Consider the following 14,418-nt stretch of genomic DNA (forward strand, 5'->3'; position numbering starts at 1 on the left):
AGGCCGCCTCCCCATGAAGGCGGCCCGCTGATTGAATTACTTGCTGCTGGCCAGGGCCAGCTTGGCCACTTGCGGCGCCGGCTGGTAGCCGGGGATCACCTGGCCGTCCTCGAGGACGATGGCCGGCGTGCCGTTGACGCCGATCGACTGGCCCATGGCGAACTGCTTGCCAACCGGGTTCTCGCACTTGGCGGCCTTGATTTCCTTGCCGTCGATCATCTTGTCCAGGGCGCCGTTGCGGTCCTTGGAACACCAGACCGCCTGCAGTTGCTCATCGCCCGGCGAGCCGAGGCCCTGGCGCGGAAAGGCGACGTAGCGCACTTCGATGCCCAGGCGGTTGAGCTCGGGTACTTCGGCATGCAGCTTGTGGCAGTACGGGCAGGTGGTGTCGGTGAACACCGTGATGTGCGACTTGACTGGGCCCTTGGCAGGATAAACCACCATTTCCGCGGCAGGAATGGCGTTGATGGTCTTGGCGATGGCCTGTCGTTCGGTCTTCTCGGTGAGGTTGACCGGCTTGCCGTCCTGCATCTGGAACAGGTAGCCCTGGACCAGGAACTGGCCGTCGGCGCTGGCATACAGGACACGCCCGCCCTGCAGCTTGACCTCGTAGAGGCCGTTGAGCGGGCTGGAGGAAATGCTGTCGACCGGCACTTCCGATTCCAGGGATTTCAGGGTCTTGCGGATCGCCTGTTCAGCATCGTCGGCCACGGCGAACGAGGTGACCAGCGCCAGGGCGGCGGCCGCAAGGGTCTGGATCAAACGCATGGGGGAACTCCTTACATGGGAACCGGCATCAGGGACGCCCGTGCTGAAAACGCGGGGATTTCGCCGGCCCAGGACGTGTACTGCCGAAGACTAACACATTCATCGGGGGGTAACGGGCCCCGTGAAGCGCCAAATGGGCCGCTAACCGCGTGGATGGTGGCGGGCATGCAGCTCCTGCAGGCGGGCCTTGGCCACATGGGTGTAGATCTGCGTGGTCGACAGGTCGCTGTGCCCCAGCAGCATCTGCACCACGCGCAGGTCGGCGCCGTGGTTGAGCAGGTGGGTGGCGAAGGCATGGCGCAGGGTGTGCGGCGACAGCGCCTTGTCGATGCCCGCGACCCTGGCGTGATGCTTGATGCGATGCCAGAAGGTCTGGCGGGTCATTTCCTCGCCGCGCAGGCTGGGAAACAGCACATCGCTGGGACGACCGTTGAGCAGGCCGTTGCGTCCGTCGCGCAGGTAGCGCTCGAGCCAGACCACCGCCTCCTCGCCCATGGGCACCAGGCGCTCCTTGCTGCCCTTGCCCATCACCCGCAGCACGCCCTGGCGCAGGTTGATCTGGTCGAGGGTCAGGCTGACCAGCTCGGTCACCCGCAGGCCGCAGGCGTAGAGCACTTCGAGCATGGCGCGGTCACGCTGGCCGATGTCCTCGCTCAGGTCCGGGGCGCGCAGCAGCGCTTCGACATCGGCTTCCGACAGGGACTTGGGCAACGGCCGGCCCAGTTGCGGCATTTCCACCTGCAGGGTGGGATCGACGGCGATCAGTTTTTCCCGCAGCAGGTAACGATAGAAGCCACGCGCGCCGGACAGGAAGCGCGCCGTGGAGCGCGGCTTGTAGGCGTTGTCGAGGCGCCAGGCAAGGTGATCGAGGAGCAACTCGCGACCGGCATCGGGCAGCGCGATGCCTTTTTCCTGCAGCCAGCCGTTGAACAGGGCCAGATCGCTGCGGTAGGAGACACGGGTATTGTCGGAAAGACCTTTCTCCAGCCACAGGGCATCGAGAAACTGGTCGATCAGGGGGTGGTCGATGGCAGGCATGGGAACTCGAAAGCGGGGCGCTGGGTGCGCCGGGATGCCGCTAGTCTTCCACAACCCCGCGGATCAGGGGAACCCGCTCCCCCAGGGTTCGCGTAACGCAAAAACAAAAAGGGCAGCCCGTAGGCTGCCCTTTCTTTCGCAAAGGTCGGACTGGACTCAGGCCAGTTTTTCCTTGATGCGAGCTGCTTTACCGGACAGGTCACGCAGGTAGTACAGCTTGGCTTTACGCACGTCACCACGACGTTTCACGGCCAGGCTGTCGATTTGCGGGCTGTAGGTCTGGAAAGTACGCTCAACGCCAACACCGTTGGAGATTTTGCGAACGGTGAATGCGCTGTTCAGACCACGGTTGCGCTTGGCGATTACAACGCCTTCGAACGCCTGCAGACGGGAACGGTCGCCTTCCTTCACTTTCACCTGAACGACAACGGTGTCGCCCGGGGCAAAGGTCGGGATCTCTTTGCTCATCTGCTCAGCTTCGATCTGCTGAATGATTTTGTTGGTCATCTTGTGCTCCTAAGGCAAATCTCGGATTTACCATCGATACGTTAACTATCGTCCCGCTCGCGAATGTACTCGTCGAGCAGCTTCTTCTCTTCTCCAGAAAGTGAGCGACTTTCCAGAAGATCGGCGCGTCGTTCCCAGGTCCGCCCAAGGGACTGCTGTAAACGCCAACGCCGGATGTGTGCATGGTTGCCACTAAGCAACACGTCGGGAACACGCTGATCCGCATACACCTCAGGTCGGGTGTAGTGCGGGCAATCCAGCAGACCGTCGGTGAAGGAATCCTCTTCCGCCGAGTCCACATGCCCTAAAGCTCCGGGCAGCAGCCGTGTAACCGCATCGATCAGGACCATCGCCGGCAGCTCGCCGCCAGACAGTACATAGTCGCCAATCGACCACTCTTCATCGACATGAGCTTCAATGAAACGCTCGTCGATGCCTTCGTAACGCCCGGCTATCAGAATCAACGATTCATGCGTCGCCAGGTCCTTGACCGCCGACTGAGTCAGCTTGCGGCCTTGGGGCGAGAGGTAGATCACCTTCGCCGCTCCTCCGGTTGCCTGCCTGGCCTGGACCAGGGCGTCTTCCAGAGGTTTGATCTTCATCACCATGCCCGGACCACCGCCAAAAGGCCGATCATCCACCGTATGGTGTCGATCCGTGGTGTAGTCCCGCGGGTTCCAGCAGGTCAGTTGCAACAACCCCTGTTTCACCGCTCGGCTGGTAATGCCGTACTCACTGATGGCCGAGAACATCTCGGGGAACAACGTGATGACGTCTACGCGCAGGCTGGCCATTGCTTAGAAATCCGCGTCCCACTCGACCCTCATTTCGCTTGCCGCCAGGTCGATTGCCAACACGCATTGCCGGGTATAGGGCAATAGCCGTTCACGATCATCCAGGCTGCCAGCACAGGGCTTGACCACCATTACATCGTTCGCGCCGGTCTCCAACAGGTGATCAACCTTGCCGAACAGATGTCCGTCCTGGTTGATGACACTCAGGCCCACGAGCTGGTACCAGTAGTACTCGTCGTTGGCCAGGTTGGGCAAAAGGCTTCGCGAGATACAGATCTCATAACCGCTCAGAAGACGAGCTTCATCGCGATCGTCGAGCCCCTTGAGCTTGGCGACCAGATCCTTTTGACCGGATCGGCCCTTGACCAGCTCTACCTGCTTGACCACGCCTTCGCGCCGAAGCGTCCAGTGGCGGTACTGCAACAGGTTGTCGATCGGATCGGTAAAGGAAAACACCTTCACCTCGCCGCGAACGCCGTGTACCGAAAAAATCTTGCCGACGACGATCAGGTCGTCCGCATTTTCTGGCGTCGCGTTCATATTGCTCAGGCAGCGGCCTTGGCAGCTTCCTTCAGCAGCTGAGCAACGCGCTCAGACGGCTGTGCACCTTGAGCCAGCCAGTAGGTGGCGCGCTCTTGGTTTACGGACAGTTTGACTTCTGCGCCCGAAGCAATCGGGTTGAAGAAGCCGATACGCTCAACGAAACGACCATCGCGCGCGTTGCGGCTGTTGGTCACGGTGAGGTGGTAGAATGGGCGCTTTTTGGAGCCGCCACGGGCAAGACGGATGGTTACCATGTGAACATCGTTCCTGTAGTCGGTGCTGCAAATCTATAGGCCAAGCGGGCACGGGTGCCCGAAAGGCCGCATATTCTCAGGGAATACACGGACTTTTGCAAATGCCTTTTTTCTGGCAACTGCCTGTCTGTCATACAGATCTGCAATGAGGCTGTCCTATATAAGGCAGCGATTTTCCCGCCAAGGCGGGTTTCAAGGAAGGCGCCGCACGCGACACCTCCCCGGAATCGGGTTTACAGCTTGGGCATGCCGCCGCCGGGCATCATGCCGCCCAGGCCGCGCATCATCTTGGCCATGCCGCCCTTGGCAGAAAACTTCTTCATCATTTTCTGCATCTGCTTGTGCTGCTTGATCAGGCGACCGATGTCCTGCACCTGGGTGCCGGAACCGAGGGCGATGCGGCGCTTGCGCGAGCCGCTGATCAGGTCCGGGTCGCGACGCTCGGCCGGGGTCATGGAGTTGATGATCGCCTCCATCTGCTTGAACTGCTTCTCGGCCGCGCCCTGGGCGTTGCCCATCTGCGCCAGGTTGACCCCGCCGATGCTCGGCAGCTTGTCCATCAGGCCGCCGAGGCCGCCCATGTTCTTCATCTGCTGCAGCTGGTCGCGGAAGTCTTCGAGGTCGAAGCCCTTGCCCTTCTTCAGCTTCTTGGCCAGCTTGTCGGCCTTGGCCTTGTCGATGTTCTGCTCGGCCTGCTCGATCAGGCTGAGCACGTCGCCCATGCCGAGGATGCGCGAGGCGATACGGTCCGGGTGGAACGGCTCCAGGGCCTCGGTCTTCTCGCCCATGCCGATGAACTTGATCGGCTTGCCGGTGATGGCGCGCACCGACAGCGCGGCACCGCCACGGGCGTCGCCGTCGACCTTGGTCAGCACCACGCCGGTCAGCGGCAGTGCGTCGCCGAAGGCCTTGGCGGTGTTGGCGGCGTCCTGGCCGGTCATGGCGTCGACCACGAACAGCGTCTCGATCGGCTTGACCGCGGCGTGCAGGTCCTTGATCTCGGTCATCATTTCCGCGTCGACGTGCAGGCGACCGGCGGTGTCGACGATGACCACGTCGATGAATTTCAGCTTGGCTTCGCGAATCGCCGCTTCAGCGATGGCCACCGGCTTCTGGCTGATGTCGGACGGGAAGAAGGTCACGCCGATGTCGTTGGCCAGGGTTTCCAGCTGCTTGATCGCCGCCGGGCGGTAGACGTCGGCGGAGACGACCATGACGGTCTTCTTCTTGCGTTCCTTGAGGAAGCGCGCCAGCTTGCCGGCAGTCGTGGTTTTACCCGCACCCTGCAGACCGGCCATCAGCACCACCGCAGGTGGCGCGGCGTTCAGGCTCAGGTCTTCGTTGGCCGCGCCCATCAGCTCTTCGAGCTCGGCCTGGACGATCTTCACGAACGCCTGGCCCGGGGTCAGGCTGCGGGAAACCTCGGTACCGACCGCACGTTCCTTGACCTTGTTGACGAAGTCCTTGACCACCGGCAGGGCGACGTCGGCTTCGAGCAACGCCATGCGCACTTCGCGCAGGGTGTCTTTGATGTTGTCTTCATTCAGCTTGGCCTTGCCGGTGACATGGCGCAGCGTCTGTGACAGACGATCGGTCAGGTTTTCAAACATGGGGATCCTTTCAGGCTCTGTGGAACCGGGGTTTAGCCAGCCCAGGGGCGCGGGCAGGGGCGCGATTATAACGAAGACTGGCGCCAGCGCACACCATGCCGTCGGCGCGCAGTCTTCCTAGGGGGCGGCGTTCTATGCCAAACTCGTCGACTTTCGGGCTTGCCTAACAGGACTTATGCTCCCCTTGTCACCCAGCTTGCTACCCAACCTGATCGCCGCCTGCCTGTACGCCGCCGCGTTCACCCTCCAAGCCATCGGCCTGTCCCGCGGCATCAAGGCCGACAAACGGCTGCTCGGCCTGCTGGGAGCCCTGGCCGTGATCGCCCAGGGCAGCGCACTGTTCTGGCAGTTGCTCACGCCGCTGGGCCTGAGCCTGGACTTCTTCAGCGCCGCCAGCCTGATCGCCACCGCGGTGATCGCCATCACCCTGCTCGCCTGCCTGCGCAGTCCGGTGGAGAACCTGCTCCTGCTGCTGTTCCCGCTCGGCCTGCTGACCGCGCTGATCGCCCAGTTCGCGCCGTCCGGCACGGTACCGCTGATCAACGAGCAACCGGGCATCCTCGCCCATATCCTGCTGTCGATCCTGGCCTACGGCCTGTTCACCATCGCGGTGTTCCAGGCGCTGCTGCTGCTGGTGCAGGATCACCAGCTCAAGCACAAGCACCCGTCGGGCCTGATCCGCAACTTCCCGCCGCTGCAGACCATGGAAAGCCTGCTCTTCGGCTTCCTCTGGGCCGGCTGGGGCCTGCTCTCGCTGTCGCTGATTTCCGGCTGGCTGTTCCTCGACAACCTGTTCGCCCAGCACCTGGTGCACAAGACCCTGCTGGCCTGCGTCGCCTGGGTGGTGTTCAGCGTGCTGCTGTGGGGCCGTACCCGCCTCGGCTGGCGCGGACACAAGGCGATCCGCTGGACCCTGGCCGGGTTCTGCCTGCTGATGCTGGCGTACTTCGGCAGCAAGCTGGTACGCGAATTCATCCTGCATATCTGACGAGCGACCGATGAACACTCTGCCGCTGGCTCCGCTGCTCGGGCTCCTGGCCCTGGCCTTGTTGTGGTCGGCACTGTTCACTGCCGTCGACGCCGCACGCCAGCGCCTGGCCAGCACCCGACGCAACGGCAATACCCCGGCCCTCGACGGCATCCCGGCGCAGGCGCTGGTCCTGGCCGCGAGCCTGGGCAAGCTGCTGGTGCTCACCCTCGCCGCCCTCGCCGGCCTGCGCTGCCAGGGCGAAAGCGGTTTCTGGCTGGGCTGCCTGGGCGCGGCCCTGCTGCTGCTGATCTGCGCCGAGTACCTGCCCCGGCAACTGGCCCGACGCAATCCCGAGGCGTTCATCGGCCTTGGTGTAATCCTCCGAATACCGCTGCGCCTGCTGCAGCCGCTGGCCTGTCTGCTGGACGGCATCGCCCGGCTGATCGTGCGGCCCTTCGCCGTCAAGCCGACAGTGGTCAACCACCACGAGCACGACGCCGAGAATGCCGAGGACCACCAGGAAGACGACGACACCCCCGGCGCGCATACCCTGCCCACCAGCCTCAAGGCCCTGGAAAAGATCACCGTCAATCACATCCTGGTGCCGCGCAGCGAAGTGGACGGGGTCAACCTCGACGAGTCGATCGAGGTCATCATCGAGCAACTCAAGGCCTGCGAGCACACGCGCCTGCCGGTGTTCCACAGCGACATCAACCAGATCCAGGCGGTGCTCAACATCCGCCACATCGCCCACCTGCTGCCCAAGGCCGAGCTGACCCATGAAAGCCTGCTGGCCGCCTGCTACGAACCGTACTTCGTCCCGGAAAGCACACCGTTGCAACTGCAGTTGCTGAATTTCCACAAGCAGCAGCGGCGCATGGGCATCGTCGTCGACGAGTACGGGGAGGTGCAGGGCATCGTCACCCTGGAAGACATCCTCGAAGAAATCGTCGGCGAGTTCGAAGAACAGGACAGCCAGGACAACCCGCATGTCCATCCGCAGGACGACGGGCGCTACGTGATCGACGGCGCCATCGCGATCCGCGAGCTGAATCGCTGCCTCGGCTGGCATCTGCCCAGCGACGGCCCGAAAACCCTCAACGGCCTGGTCACCGAGGCCCTGGAAAGCATCCCCGACAGCGCGGTGTGCCTGAAGATCGGCCGCTATCGCCTGGAAATCCTCGAAACCGAGGACAATCGGGCCAGCCGCATCCTGGTCTGGACCGTGGCGCGCCCGCCGACCGCCTGACCCCGCACGCCGCCAGCACCCGAGCTAGACACATCCTGTATCGAATGTAGCTATACTCGCCCCACGCTTACCCAGCCCTGCCGTCGCCTCCGCTACCCGCATCCGGCGCTTCGGCCAGTGCGCACCGCCCGCATCGCGCGCCCAAACGGTACTGCTTCACACCCCGAACAGTGCCCGCGCCCGCCCTCATCCCCACAGGGCGTATGCTCGGCGGTTGCGAGTCATTCCAATGAAAACAATGCTCCGGCCCCTCTGCCCTGCATGCAGGGAGGCCAGAAGAGCTCTCGACTGTCAGGGGTACACCGCATGACCAGCAGCACCTACAACGAGACAGACGCCGCGCCACCCGGCAATTCGCCAGCCCGCGTCGCCACCGCCAGCTTCATCGGCACCGCCATCGAGTTCTACGATTTCTACGTCTACGCCACCGCCGCGGCACTGGTGATCGGTCCGGTGTTCTTTCCGCAGAGCTCCGGCACCGCGCAGATGCTCTCGGCCTTCCTCACCTTCGGTATCGCCTTTCTCGCCCGCCCGCTGGGTTCGGCGCTGTTCGGCCACTTCGGCGACCGCATCGGGCGCAAGTCGACCCTGGTCGCCTCGCTGCTGCTGATGGGCGTGTGTACCACCCTGATCGGCGTACTGCCGGGACACGACAGCATCGGTGTCTGGGCGCCGATCCTGCTCTGCGTCCTGCGTTTCGGCCAGGGCCTGGGGCTGGGCGGCGAATGGGGCGGTGCCGCGCTGCTGGCCACCGAGAACGCACCCAAGGGCAAGCGCGCCTGGTTCGGCATGTTCCCGCAACTCGGCCCGTCCATCGGCTTTCTCGCCGCCAACGGCCTGTTCCTCGCCCTGGCCATGCTGCTCAGCGACGAGGACTTCCGCGCCTGGGGCTGGCGCATTCCCTTCCTGCTCAGCGCCGCGCTGGTCATCGTCGGCCTGTACGTGCGATTGAAACTGGAGGAAACCCCGGTGTTCGCCAAGGCCATCGCCCGTCACGAGCGAGTGAAGATGCCGGTGGTCGAGCTGTTCGCCCAGTACTGGCTGCCGGTCCTGCTCGGCGCCATGGCGATGGTGGTGTGCTACGCGCTGTTCTACATCTCCACGGTGTTTTCCCTGAGCTACGGCGTGTCGACGCTGGGCTACAGCCGCGAGACCTTCCTCGGCCTGCTGTGCTTCGCCGTACTCTTCATGGCCCTGGCCACGCCGCTGTCGGCCTGGCTCAGCGACCGCTACGGGCGCAAGCCGGTGCTGATCGTCGGTGCCCTGCTGGCAATCGCCTCGGGCTTCACCATGCAACCGCTGCTGACCTCGGGCTCCACCGCCGGGGTGGCGCTGTTCCTGGCCATCGAACTGTTCCTCATGGGCGTGACCTTCGCCCCGATGGGCGCGCTGCTGCCGGAGCTGTTCCCGACCCACGTGCGCTACACCGGGGCCTCGGCGGCGTACAACCTGGGCGGTATCGTCGGCGCCTCGGCAGCCCCCTTCTTCGCGCAGAAGCTGGTGGCGCTGGGCGGGCTGAGCTGGGTGGGAGGTTATGTTTCGGTGGCGGCCCTGCTGAGCCTGATCGCCGTGCTGTGCCTGAAGGAAACCCGGCACTCGGACTTGTAAATGAACATGGGGCCGCTTTGCGGCCCCAGTTGGTCCTGAGCCTTACAGCTCGACCTTGACCGCTTGCGAAGCGCGGGTCGCCTTGGCCCGGGCTGCTTCGATCGATTCGTCACGCGCCAGGCACACGCCCATGCGCCGCTGGCCGTTGACTTCCGGTTTGCCGAACAGGCGCAGCGCGGTATCCGGCTCGGCCAGGGCGGCGCCGAGGTTGTCGAAGGCGGTCTGCTGCGAAGTACCTTCCACCAGGATCACCGCCGAGGCCGACGGGCCGAACTGGCGGATCGCCGGGATCGGCAGGCCGAGGATGGCCCGTGCGTGCAGGGCGAACTGCGACAGGTCCTGGGAAATCAGGGTCACCAGGCCGGTGTCGTGCGGACGCGGCGACACTTCGCTGAACCAGACCTGATCGCCCTTGACGAACAGTTCCACGCCGAACAGACCACGGCCACCCAGGGCCTCGGTGACCGCCTTGGCCACCCGCTCGGACTCGGCCAGGGCCACCGGACTCATGGCCTGTGGCTGCCAGGACTCCTGGTAGTCGCCCTTCTCCTGGCGATGGCCGACCGGGGCGCAGAAGGTGGTGCCGCCGATATGCCGAACGGTCAGCAGGGTGATTTCATAGTCGAAATCGATGAAGCCCTCGATGATCACCCGCCCCTTGCCGGCGCGACCGCCTTCCTGGGCGTAGTCCCAGGCTTTCTGCAGGTCGTCGGCGCTCTTCAGCAGGCTCTGGCCCTTGCCCGACGAACTCATCACCGGCTTGACCACGCACGGGAAGCCCAGGTCCAGGACGGCCTTCTGGTAGTCCTCGAAGGTGTCGGCGAAGTGATACGGCGAGGTCGGCAGGTCCAGCTCCTCGGCGGCCAGGCGGCGGATGCCTTCGCGGTTCATGGTCAGCTGGGCGGCGCGAGCGGTCGGCACCACGGTGAAGCCTTCGGCTTCCAGTTCCACCAGGGTGGCGGTGGCGATGGCTTCGATTTCCGGGACGATGTAGTGCGGCTTCTCCGCTTCGATCACCGCGCGCAGCGCAGCACCGTCGAGCATGTTGATCACATGGCTGCGGTGCGCGACTTGCATGGCCGGGGCATTGGCGTAACGGTCCACGGCGATCACTTCGACGCCCAGGCGTTGCAGCTCGATCACCACTTCCTTGCCCAGCTCGCCGCAGCCACAGAGCAGTACGCGGGTCGCGGTGGGCGACAATGGGGTTCCGATACGAGTCATCTCAGGTCCTCAGCGGGAGAAATCCAGGACCGCCCCAGCACGGTGCGGGCCAGCGAAAGGCGCGTATTTTACATGAGGGCCGGGGGTTTGGGCTGCGGACAAAGACGAGAGATCCGACGCGGAGCTTGTGGGAGCGGGCGTTGCCCGCGATTGCGATGGTGAATTCACTGCCGCAATCGCGGGCAACGCCCGCTCCCACAAGGCCCGCGCAACGGTTTAGTTCGCGACGGCGCTCTTGCGCACGCGCCAGGCCATCGCCAGCCACACCGCAGTGACCCCGGCGAACTTCGAGGCCAGTGCGGTACCGACCACGGCCGGCGTCAGGGCGCCGATCATGCCGAAGAAGATGAAGGTATCGATGGGAATGCTCAGCGCCGAGCTGATCCACAGGCGATCATGCAACGGCCGCCGGGTGATGCTGAACACCAGCCAGTCGATCAGCTCCGACACGGCGAAGGCGGTGGCGCTGGCCAGGGCGATGGCCGGGTCCGAGGTGACATAGGACAGCACCAGCGCCACCAGCATGGCGACCAGGGCGCCATGGCCGAAGCGGGTCTGCACCATGTCGCGCAGGACGAACACCAGGCCGCCCCAGGCGGACCAGATGACATCCAGGTGCGGTGCACTGGAGAAGGCGTAGTTGATCAGCACCACGCTGCTGATATAGGCGATGAGAAAGAACATGGGAAGCGACCGGTGGACAAGCCGCACAGGGTACTGCACAGCCCCCGCGCGGCCAAGCCCGACGTCAGCTGGCGCTGGCCTTCTGGCCGAAGATCAGGCCGGCGGCCAGGGCGCGCTCATGGCACAGGCCCAGCACCCGGCGGCGCTCGGCGTTGTCCATGCGCCCCCAGCGGGTGATTTCGCCAGCCGTGCGCTGGCAACCGATGCAGATGTCGTGGTCGTCCAGCGCGCAGACGCTGACGCAGGGCGAGGCGACCGGCTTTTCCGTGGTGCTCATCACTCGTCCTCGGCGACCAGGTCGCGGGCGTAGCGCTGGGCGTTGTGCACGTAGTGGGCGGCGCTGGCCTCCAGCAGCTGCTTCTGCACGTCGCTCAGCTCGCGCACCACCTTGCCCGGCGAACCCATCACCAGCGAACCGTCGGGGATTTCCTTGCCTTCCGGGATCAGCGCATTGGCGCCGATGATGCAGTGCTTGCCGATCTTCGCGCCGTTGAGAATCACCGCGTTGATGCCGATCAGGCTGTAGTCGTCCACCGTGCAGCCGTGGAGCATGGCGTTGTGGCCGATGGTCACGCCCTTGCCGATGGTCAGCGGCGAGCCCATGTCGGTGTGCATCACCGTGCCGTCCTGGACGTTGCTGTTCTCGCCGATGTCGATCAGCTCGTTGTCACCACGCAGCACCGCGTTGAACCAGACATTGGCTCCTGCCTGCAGGCGTACCTTGCCGATCAGCGTGGCATTGGGCGCCACCCAGCTTTGCGGATGGGTTTCGACCCGCAGGTCGCCCAGACGGTATTTCATGCGTGGATCCTCACGGTGGATGCGCGGCGGGTGGTCCCGCTCGTCAGATTGGAGTGAAGCGTTCAGGCGGCTGGTGCAGGCTGATTTTCGCATCGTAGAGCAGGTTGACCAGCTCGACGATCATGATCGCCGACAGGCCCCAGATCTTGTATTCGCCGAAGCGGTAGCTCGGTACGTACCAACTGCGGCCTTGGTAATCGATACGGTGGGTGTGGTCGCGCGGATCCTGGCGGAAGAACTCCAGCGGCACGCTGAAAACCGCGGCGATCTCGGCATCGTTGGGCCGGTACTCGACGTAGTCGGGAATCAGCCCGACATAGGGCGTGACCTTCAGGCCATGCAGCGAGACCAGCGGACTCAGCGGACCGATGACTTCCACCAGGCCAGGCGGCAGGCCGATTTCCTCTTCGGCTTCGCGCAGCGCGGTGAACACCAGGTCCGGGTCTTCCGGGTCGCGCCGCCCGCCGGGGAAGGCCACCTCGCCACCATGGGTAGACAAACCCTTGGCGCGCAGGGTCAGGACCAGCTCGGGGTCTTCGCTGCGAGTGATGGGCAACAACACCGCGGCCTCGGGAAAACGTCGGTCGGTTTCCAGAGTGCTCGGGGTGTGACTGCTCACACGGCGAAGAAGCTCGTCCAGCATGGTTTCTCTCGTTTCGGTAACGTTCTGCATCATGCACCAAAGCCGCGCAACGCCCAACCCCCACTGACGATCGCACTTGCGGCGGGCGCGAACGGGGCGCGAAGATAGCGGCAACTCTCAGGAAGATAAGCATGAAATACTGCAGCGCGTGCGGCAAAGCGGTCACCCAGCGCATTCCCGACGGCGATTCCCGTCTGCGCTATGTCTGCGATCACTGTCAGACCATCCATTACCAGAATCCCAATATCGTCGCCGGCGTGCTGCCCAGCCATGGCAGCAAGGTCCTGCTCTGTCGCCGCGCCATCGAGCCGCGCCGGGGTTACTGGACCCTGCCCGCCGGCTTCATGGAGAACGGCGAGACCATGGAACAGGCCGCGCGCCGGGAGACCGTGGAGGAAGCCTGCGCCCGTCTGCGGGAACTGACGCTCTACCACCTCTACGACCTGCCCCATATCAATCAGGTCCATGTGTTCTTCCGCGGCGAGCTGGCCGACCTCGATTTCGACGTCGGTGTCGAGAGCCTGGAAGTCCGCTTGTTCGAGGAACATGAGATCCCATGGGACGAGCTGGCTTTCCGCACCGTGCGCGTCACACTAGAATGCTACTATCGGGACCGCGAAAAGCAGCACTACCCGGTGCGCAACGACTGCCTGCCGCCCTCTTTCGCCCCGCCACCTTCTGTCGATTCGTGAAACCGCTTTTCGGGGATACCGTTCAATGCGCTGGTTGCTCGCTCTTTTCTGCCTCAGTGTGGCTTCGGTGTCCCAGGCCGCCTTTATCGAAACGACCATCAGGAAACCCATCGGCCCGGATGCCCCCGCCGCGTCCCCGGCCGACCTGCGACCGTCGATGGAACGCATCGACAAGGTCCTGGTGATCAAGTCGCAACGCCGCCTGCAACTGATCAGCGCCGGCGAACCACTGAAGACCTACCGTATCTCCCTCGGCAAGAAACCCGTCGGCGCCAAGGAGCGCGAGGGCGACAAGCGCACCCCGGAAGGCTTCTACTGGCTGGACTGGCGCAAGGTATCGGACCGCTACAACCTGGCGATCCATGTGTCGTACCCGAATGTCAGCGATGCGGCCAAGGCCCGTCGCGACGGGGTGAGCCCGGGCGGGATGATCATGGTCCACGGCACGCCGCTGGGGGACGAATATCCGGAAGAGGTGTTCCATACCCTGGACTGGACCGAAGGCTGCATTGCCATGCGCAATGAAGACATGCGGGAAGTCTGGCGACTGGTGAAGGACGGGACGATGATCGAGATCCGCCCCTGACCGACCACCCCCATAGGAGCGTGGCTTGCCCGCGAAAGGATCGCCCAGCGATCCCAATCGGATAATCGGGCATGGGGACCGCGTTGCGGTCCTTTCGCGGGCAAGCCGCGCTCCTACGAGAGTCGCGCAAGCCCGTCAGATATCAGCGAGCTTCCAGGCCTCATAAGCTGGGGTTTCATACGGATGGCTCTGCTTCAGCGCCGCAACGACCTGATGAATCAGCTCGTCCGCCACCACCAGCTCCACCCGCCACTCCTCCACCGACTCGATGACACCACTCTGCCCGATGAACGGCGTTGCACCGTCCAGCGGGCGGAACTGACCCTGGCCCAGCACCTGCCAGGCACAGCAGTCATAGTCGCCGATGCGCCCGCCGCCCGCGGCGAACACGGCCTGCTTGACCGTGTCGACGTGGCTTGGCGGGACGAAGAACGCGAGTTTGTACAA

The 14,418-nt window shown here is 64.1% G+C and carries 18 protein-coding genes; 5 read left to right on the forward strand and 13 right to left on the reverse strand.

Going from position 1 to position 14,418, the window contains the following annotated elements; all coding sequences use genetic code 11:
• Positions 1-36: 36 nt before the first annotated feature.
• From dsbC to ffh, 7 genes are all read right to left on the reverse strand, one after another.
• Positions 37-768, reverse strand: coding sequence for a bifunctional protein-disulfide isomerase/oxidoreductase DsbC (dsbC, locus tag RTI28_RS03370; RefSeq protein WP_316919132.1), 732 nt, complete (start codon positions 766-768; stop codon positions 37-39).
• A 141-nt stretch (positions 769-909) separates the two neighbouring features.
• Positions 910-1,806 (reverse strand): site-specific tyrosine recombinase XerD, encoded by an 897-nt coding sequence (gene xerD, locus RTI28_RS03375; protein ID WP_316919133.1) that lies wholly within the window; start codon positions 1,804-1,806, stop codon positions 910-912.
• Positions 1,807-1,962: 156 nt separating this feature from the next.
• Complete coding sequence (rplS, locus tag RTI28_RS03380) at positions 1,963-2,313, reverse strand: 50S ribosomal protein L19 (protein ID WP_042122082.1); 351 nt, start codon at positions 2,311-2,313, stop codon at positions 1,963-1,965.
• A 41-nt stretch (positions 2,314-2,354) separates the two neighbouring features.
• Entirely contained in the window at positions 2,355-3,107 is a 753-nt protein-coding gene (trmD, locus tag RTI28_RS03385; protein ID WP_316919134.1) for a tRNA (guanosine(37)-N1)-methyltransferase TrmD, read from the reverse strand.
• A gap of 3 nt (positions 3,108-3,110) precedes the next feature.
• Positions 3,111-3,647, reverse strand: coding sequence for a ribosome maturation factor RimM (gene rimM / locus RTI28_RS03390; protein ID WP_042122086.1), 537 nt, complete (start codon positions 3,645-3,647; stop codon positions 3,111-3,113).
• Positions 3,648-3,652: 5 nt separating this feature from the next.
• Positions 3,653-3,904: a 30S ribosomal protein S16 gene (gene rpsP, locus RTI28_RS03395; protein WP_042122088.1), complete on the reverse strand. Its 252-nt coding sequence runs from the start codon at positions 3,902-3,904 to the stop codon at positions 3,653-3,655.
• 233 nt (positions 3,905-4,137) lie between these two features.
• The gene (gene ffh, locus RTI28_RS03400) at positions 4,138-5,514 is read right to left on the reverse strand and encodes a signal recognition particle protein (protein WP_042122090.1); all 1,377 of its coding nucleotides are present in this window, start codon (positions 5,512-5,514) and stop codon (positions 4,138-4,140) included.
• A 175-nt stretch (positions 5,515-5,689) separates the two neighbouring features.
• Between ffh and RTI28_RS03405 the strand changes: the two genes are divergently transcribed.
• The 3 genes from RTI28_RS03405 (at position 5,690) to RTI28_RS03415 (ending at position 9,341) form a co-directional block, all read left to right on the forward strand.
• Complete coding sequence (locus RTI28_RS03405) at positions 5,690-6,502, forward strand: inner membrane protein YpjD (protein WP_410478945.1); 813 nt, start codon at positions 5,690-5,692, stop codon at positions 6,500-6,502.
• A 10-nt stretch (positions 6,503-6,512) separates the two neighbouring features.
• Positions 6,513-7,733, forward strand: a complete 1,221-nt coding sequence (locus RTI28_RS03410; protein WP_316919136.1) for a transporter associated domain-containing protein — start codon at positions 6,513-6,515, stop codon at positions 7,731-7,733.
• Between the two features lie 306 nt (positions 7,734-8,039).
• The gene (locus tag RTI28_RS03415) at positions 8,040-9,341 is read left to right on the forward strand and encodes an MFS transporter (RefSeq protein ID WP_316919137.1); all 1,302 of its coding nucleotides are present in this window, start codon (positions 8,040-8,042) and stop codon (positions 9,339-9,341) included.
• Between the two features lie 42 nt (positions 9,342-9,383).
• On the opposite strand, the gene purT is transcribed toward RTI28_RS03415, so the two are convergent.
• The 5 genes from purT to RTI28_RS03440 form a co-directional block, all read right to left on the reverse strand.
• Positions 9,384-10,565, reverse strand: coding sequence for a formate-dependent phosphoribosylglycinamide formyltransferase (gene purT, locus RTI28_RS03420; protein WP_316919138.1), 1,182 nt, complete (start codon positions 10,563-10,565; stop codon positions 9,384-9,386).
• 216 nt (positions 10,566-10,781) lie between these two features.
• A complete protein-coding gene (locus RTI28_RS03425) occupies positions 10,782-11,249 on the reverse strand; it encodes a VUT family protein (protein ID WP_316919139.1) in 468 nt (155 codons plus the stop codon).
• A 64-nt stretch (positions 11,250-11,313) separates the two neighbouring features.
• The gene (locus tag RTI28_RS03430; protein ID WP_316919140.1) at positions 11,314-11,526 is read right to left on the reverse strand and encodes a DUF1289 domain-containing protein; all 213 of its coding nucleotides are present in this window, start codon (positions 11,524-11,526) and stop codon (positions 11,314-11,316) included.
• Entirely contained in the window at positions 11,526-12,050 is a 525-nt protein-coding gene (locus tag RTI28_RS03435) for a gamma carbonic anhydrase family protein (protein WP_316919141.1), read from the reverse strand. The genes RTI28_RS03430 and RTI28_RS03435 overlap by 1 nt, the downstream gene beginning before the upstream one ends.
• A 43-nt stretch (positions 12,051-12,093) precedes the next feature.
• Positions 12,094-12,723 (reverse strand): CoA pyrophosphatase, encoded by a 630-nt coding sequence (locus RTI28_RS03440; protein WP_281177099.1) that lies wholly within the window; start codon positions 12,721-12,723, stop codon positions 12,094-12,096.
• A 101-nt stretch (positions 12,724-12,824) separates the two neighbouring features.
• Here RTI28_RS03440 and RTI28_RS03445 point away from each other — a divergent pair, with 101 nt between their 5' ends.
• Positions 12,825-13,385 carry an NUDIX hydrolase gene (locus RTI28_RS03445; RefSeq protein ID WP_316919142.1) on the forward strand — a complete coding sequence of 187 codons (561 nt, stop codon included), beginning with the start codon at positions 12,825-12,827 and terminating at the stop codon, positions 13,383-13,385.
• 25 nt (positions 13,386-13,410) lie between these two features.
• A complete protein-coding gene (locus RTI28_RS03450) occupies positions 13,411-13,971 on the forward strand; it encodes a murein L,D-transpeptidase family protein (protein ID WP_316919143.1) in 561 nt (186 codons plus the stop codon).
• Positions 13,972-14,106: 135 nt separating this feature from the next.
• On the opposite strand, the gene RTI28_RS03455 is transcribed toward RTI28_RS03450, so the two are convergent.
• Positions 14,107-14,418, reverse strand: a complete 312-nt coding sequence (locus RTI28_RS03455) for a YqfO family protein (protein ID WP_042122114.1) — start codon at positions 14,416-14,418, stop codon at positions 14,107-14,109.

It is taken from the genome of Pseudomonas sp. zfem002 (assembly GCF_032621685.1).
Classification (GTDB): Bacteria; Pseudomonadota; Gammaproteobacteria; order Pseudomonadales; family Pseudomonadaceae; genus Aquipseudomonas; species Aquipseudomonas japonica.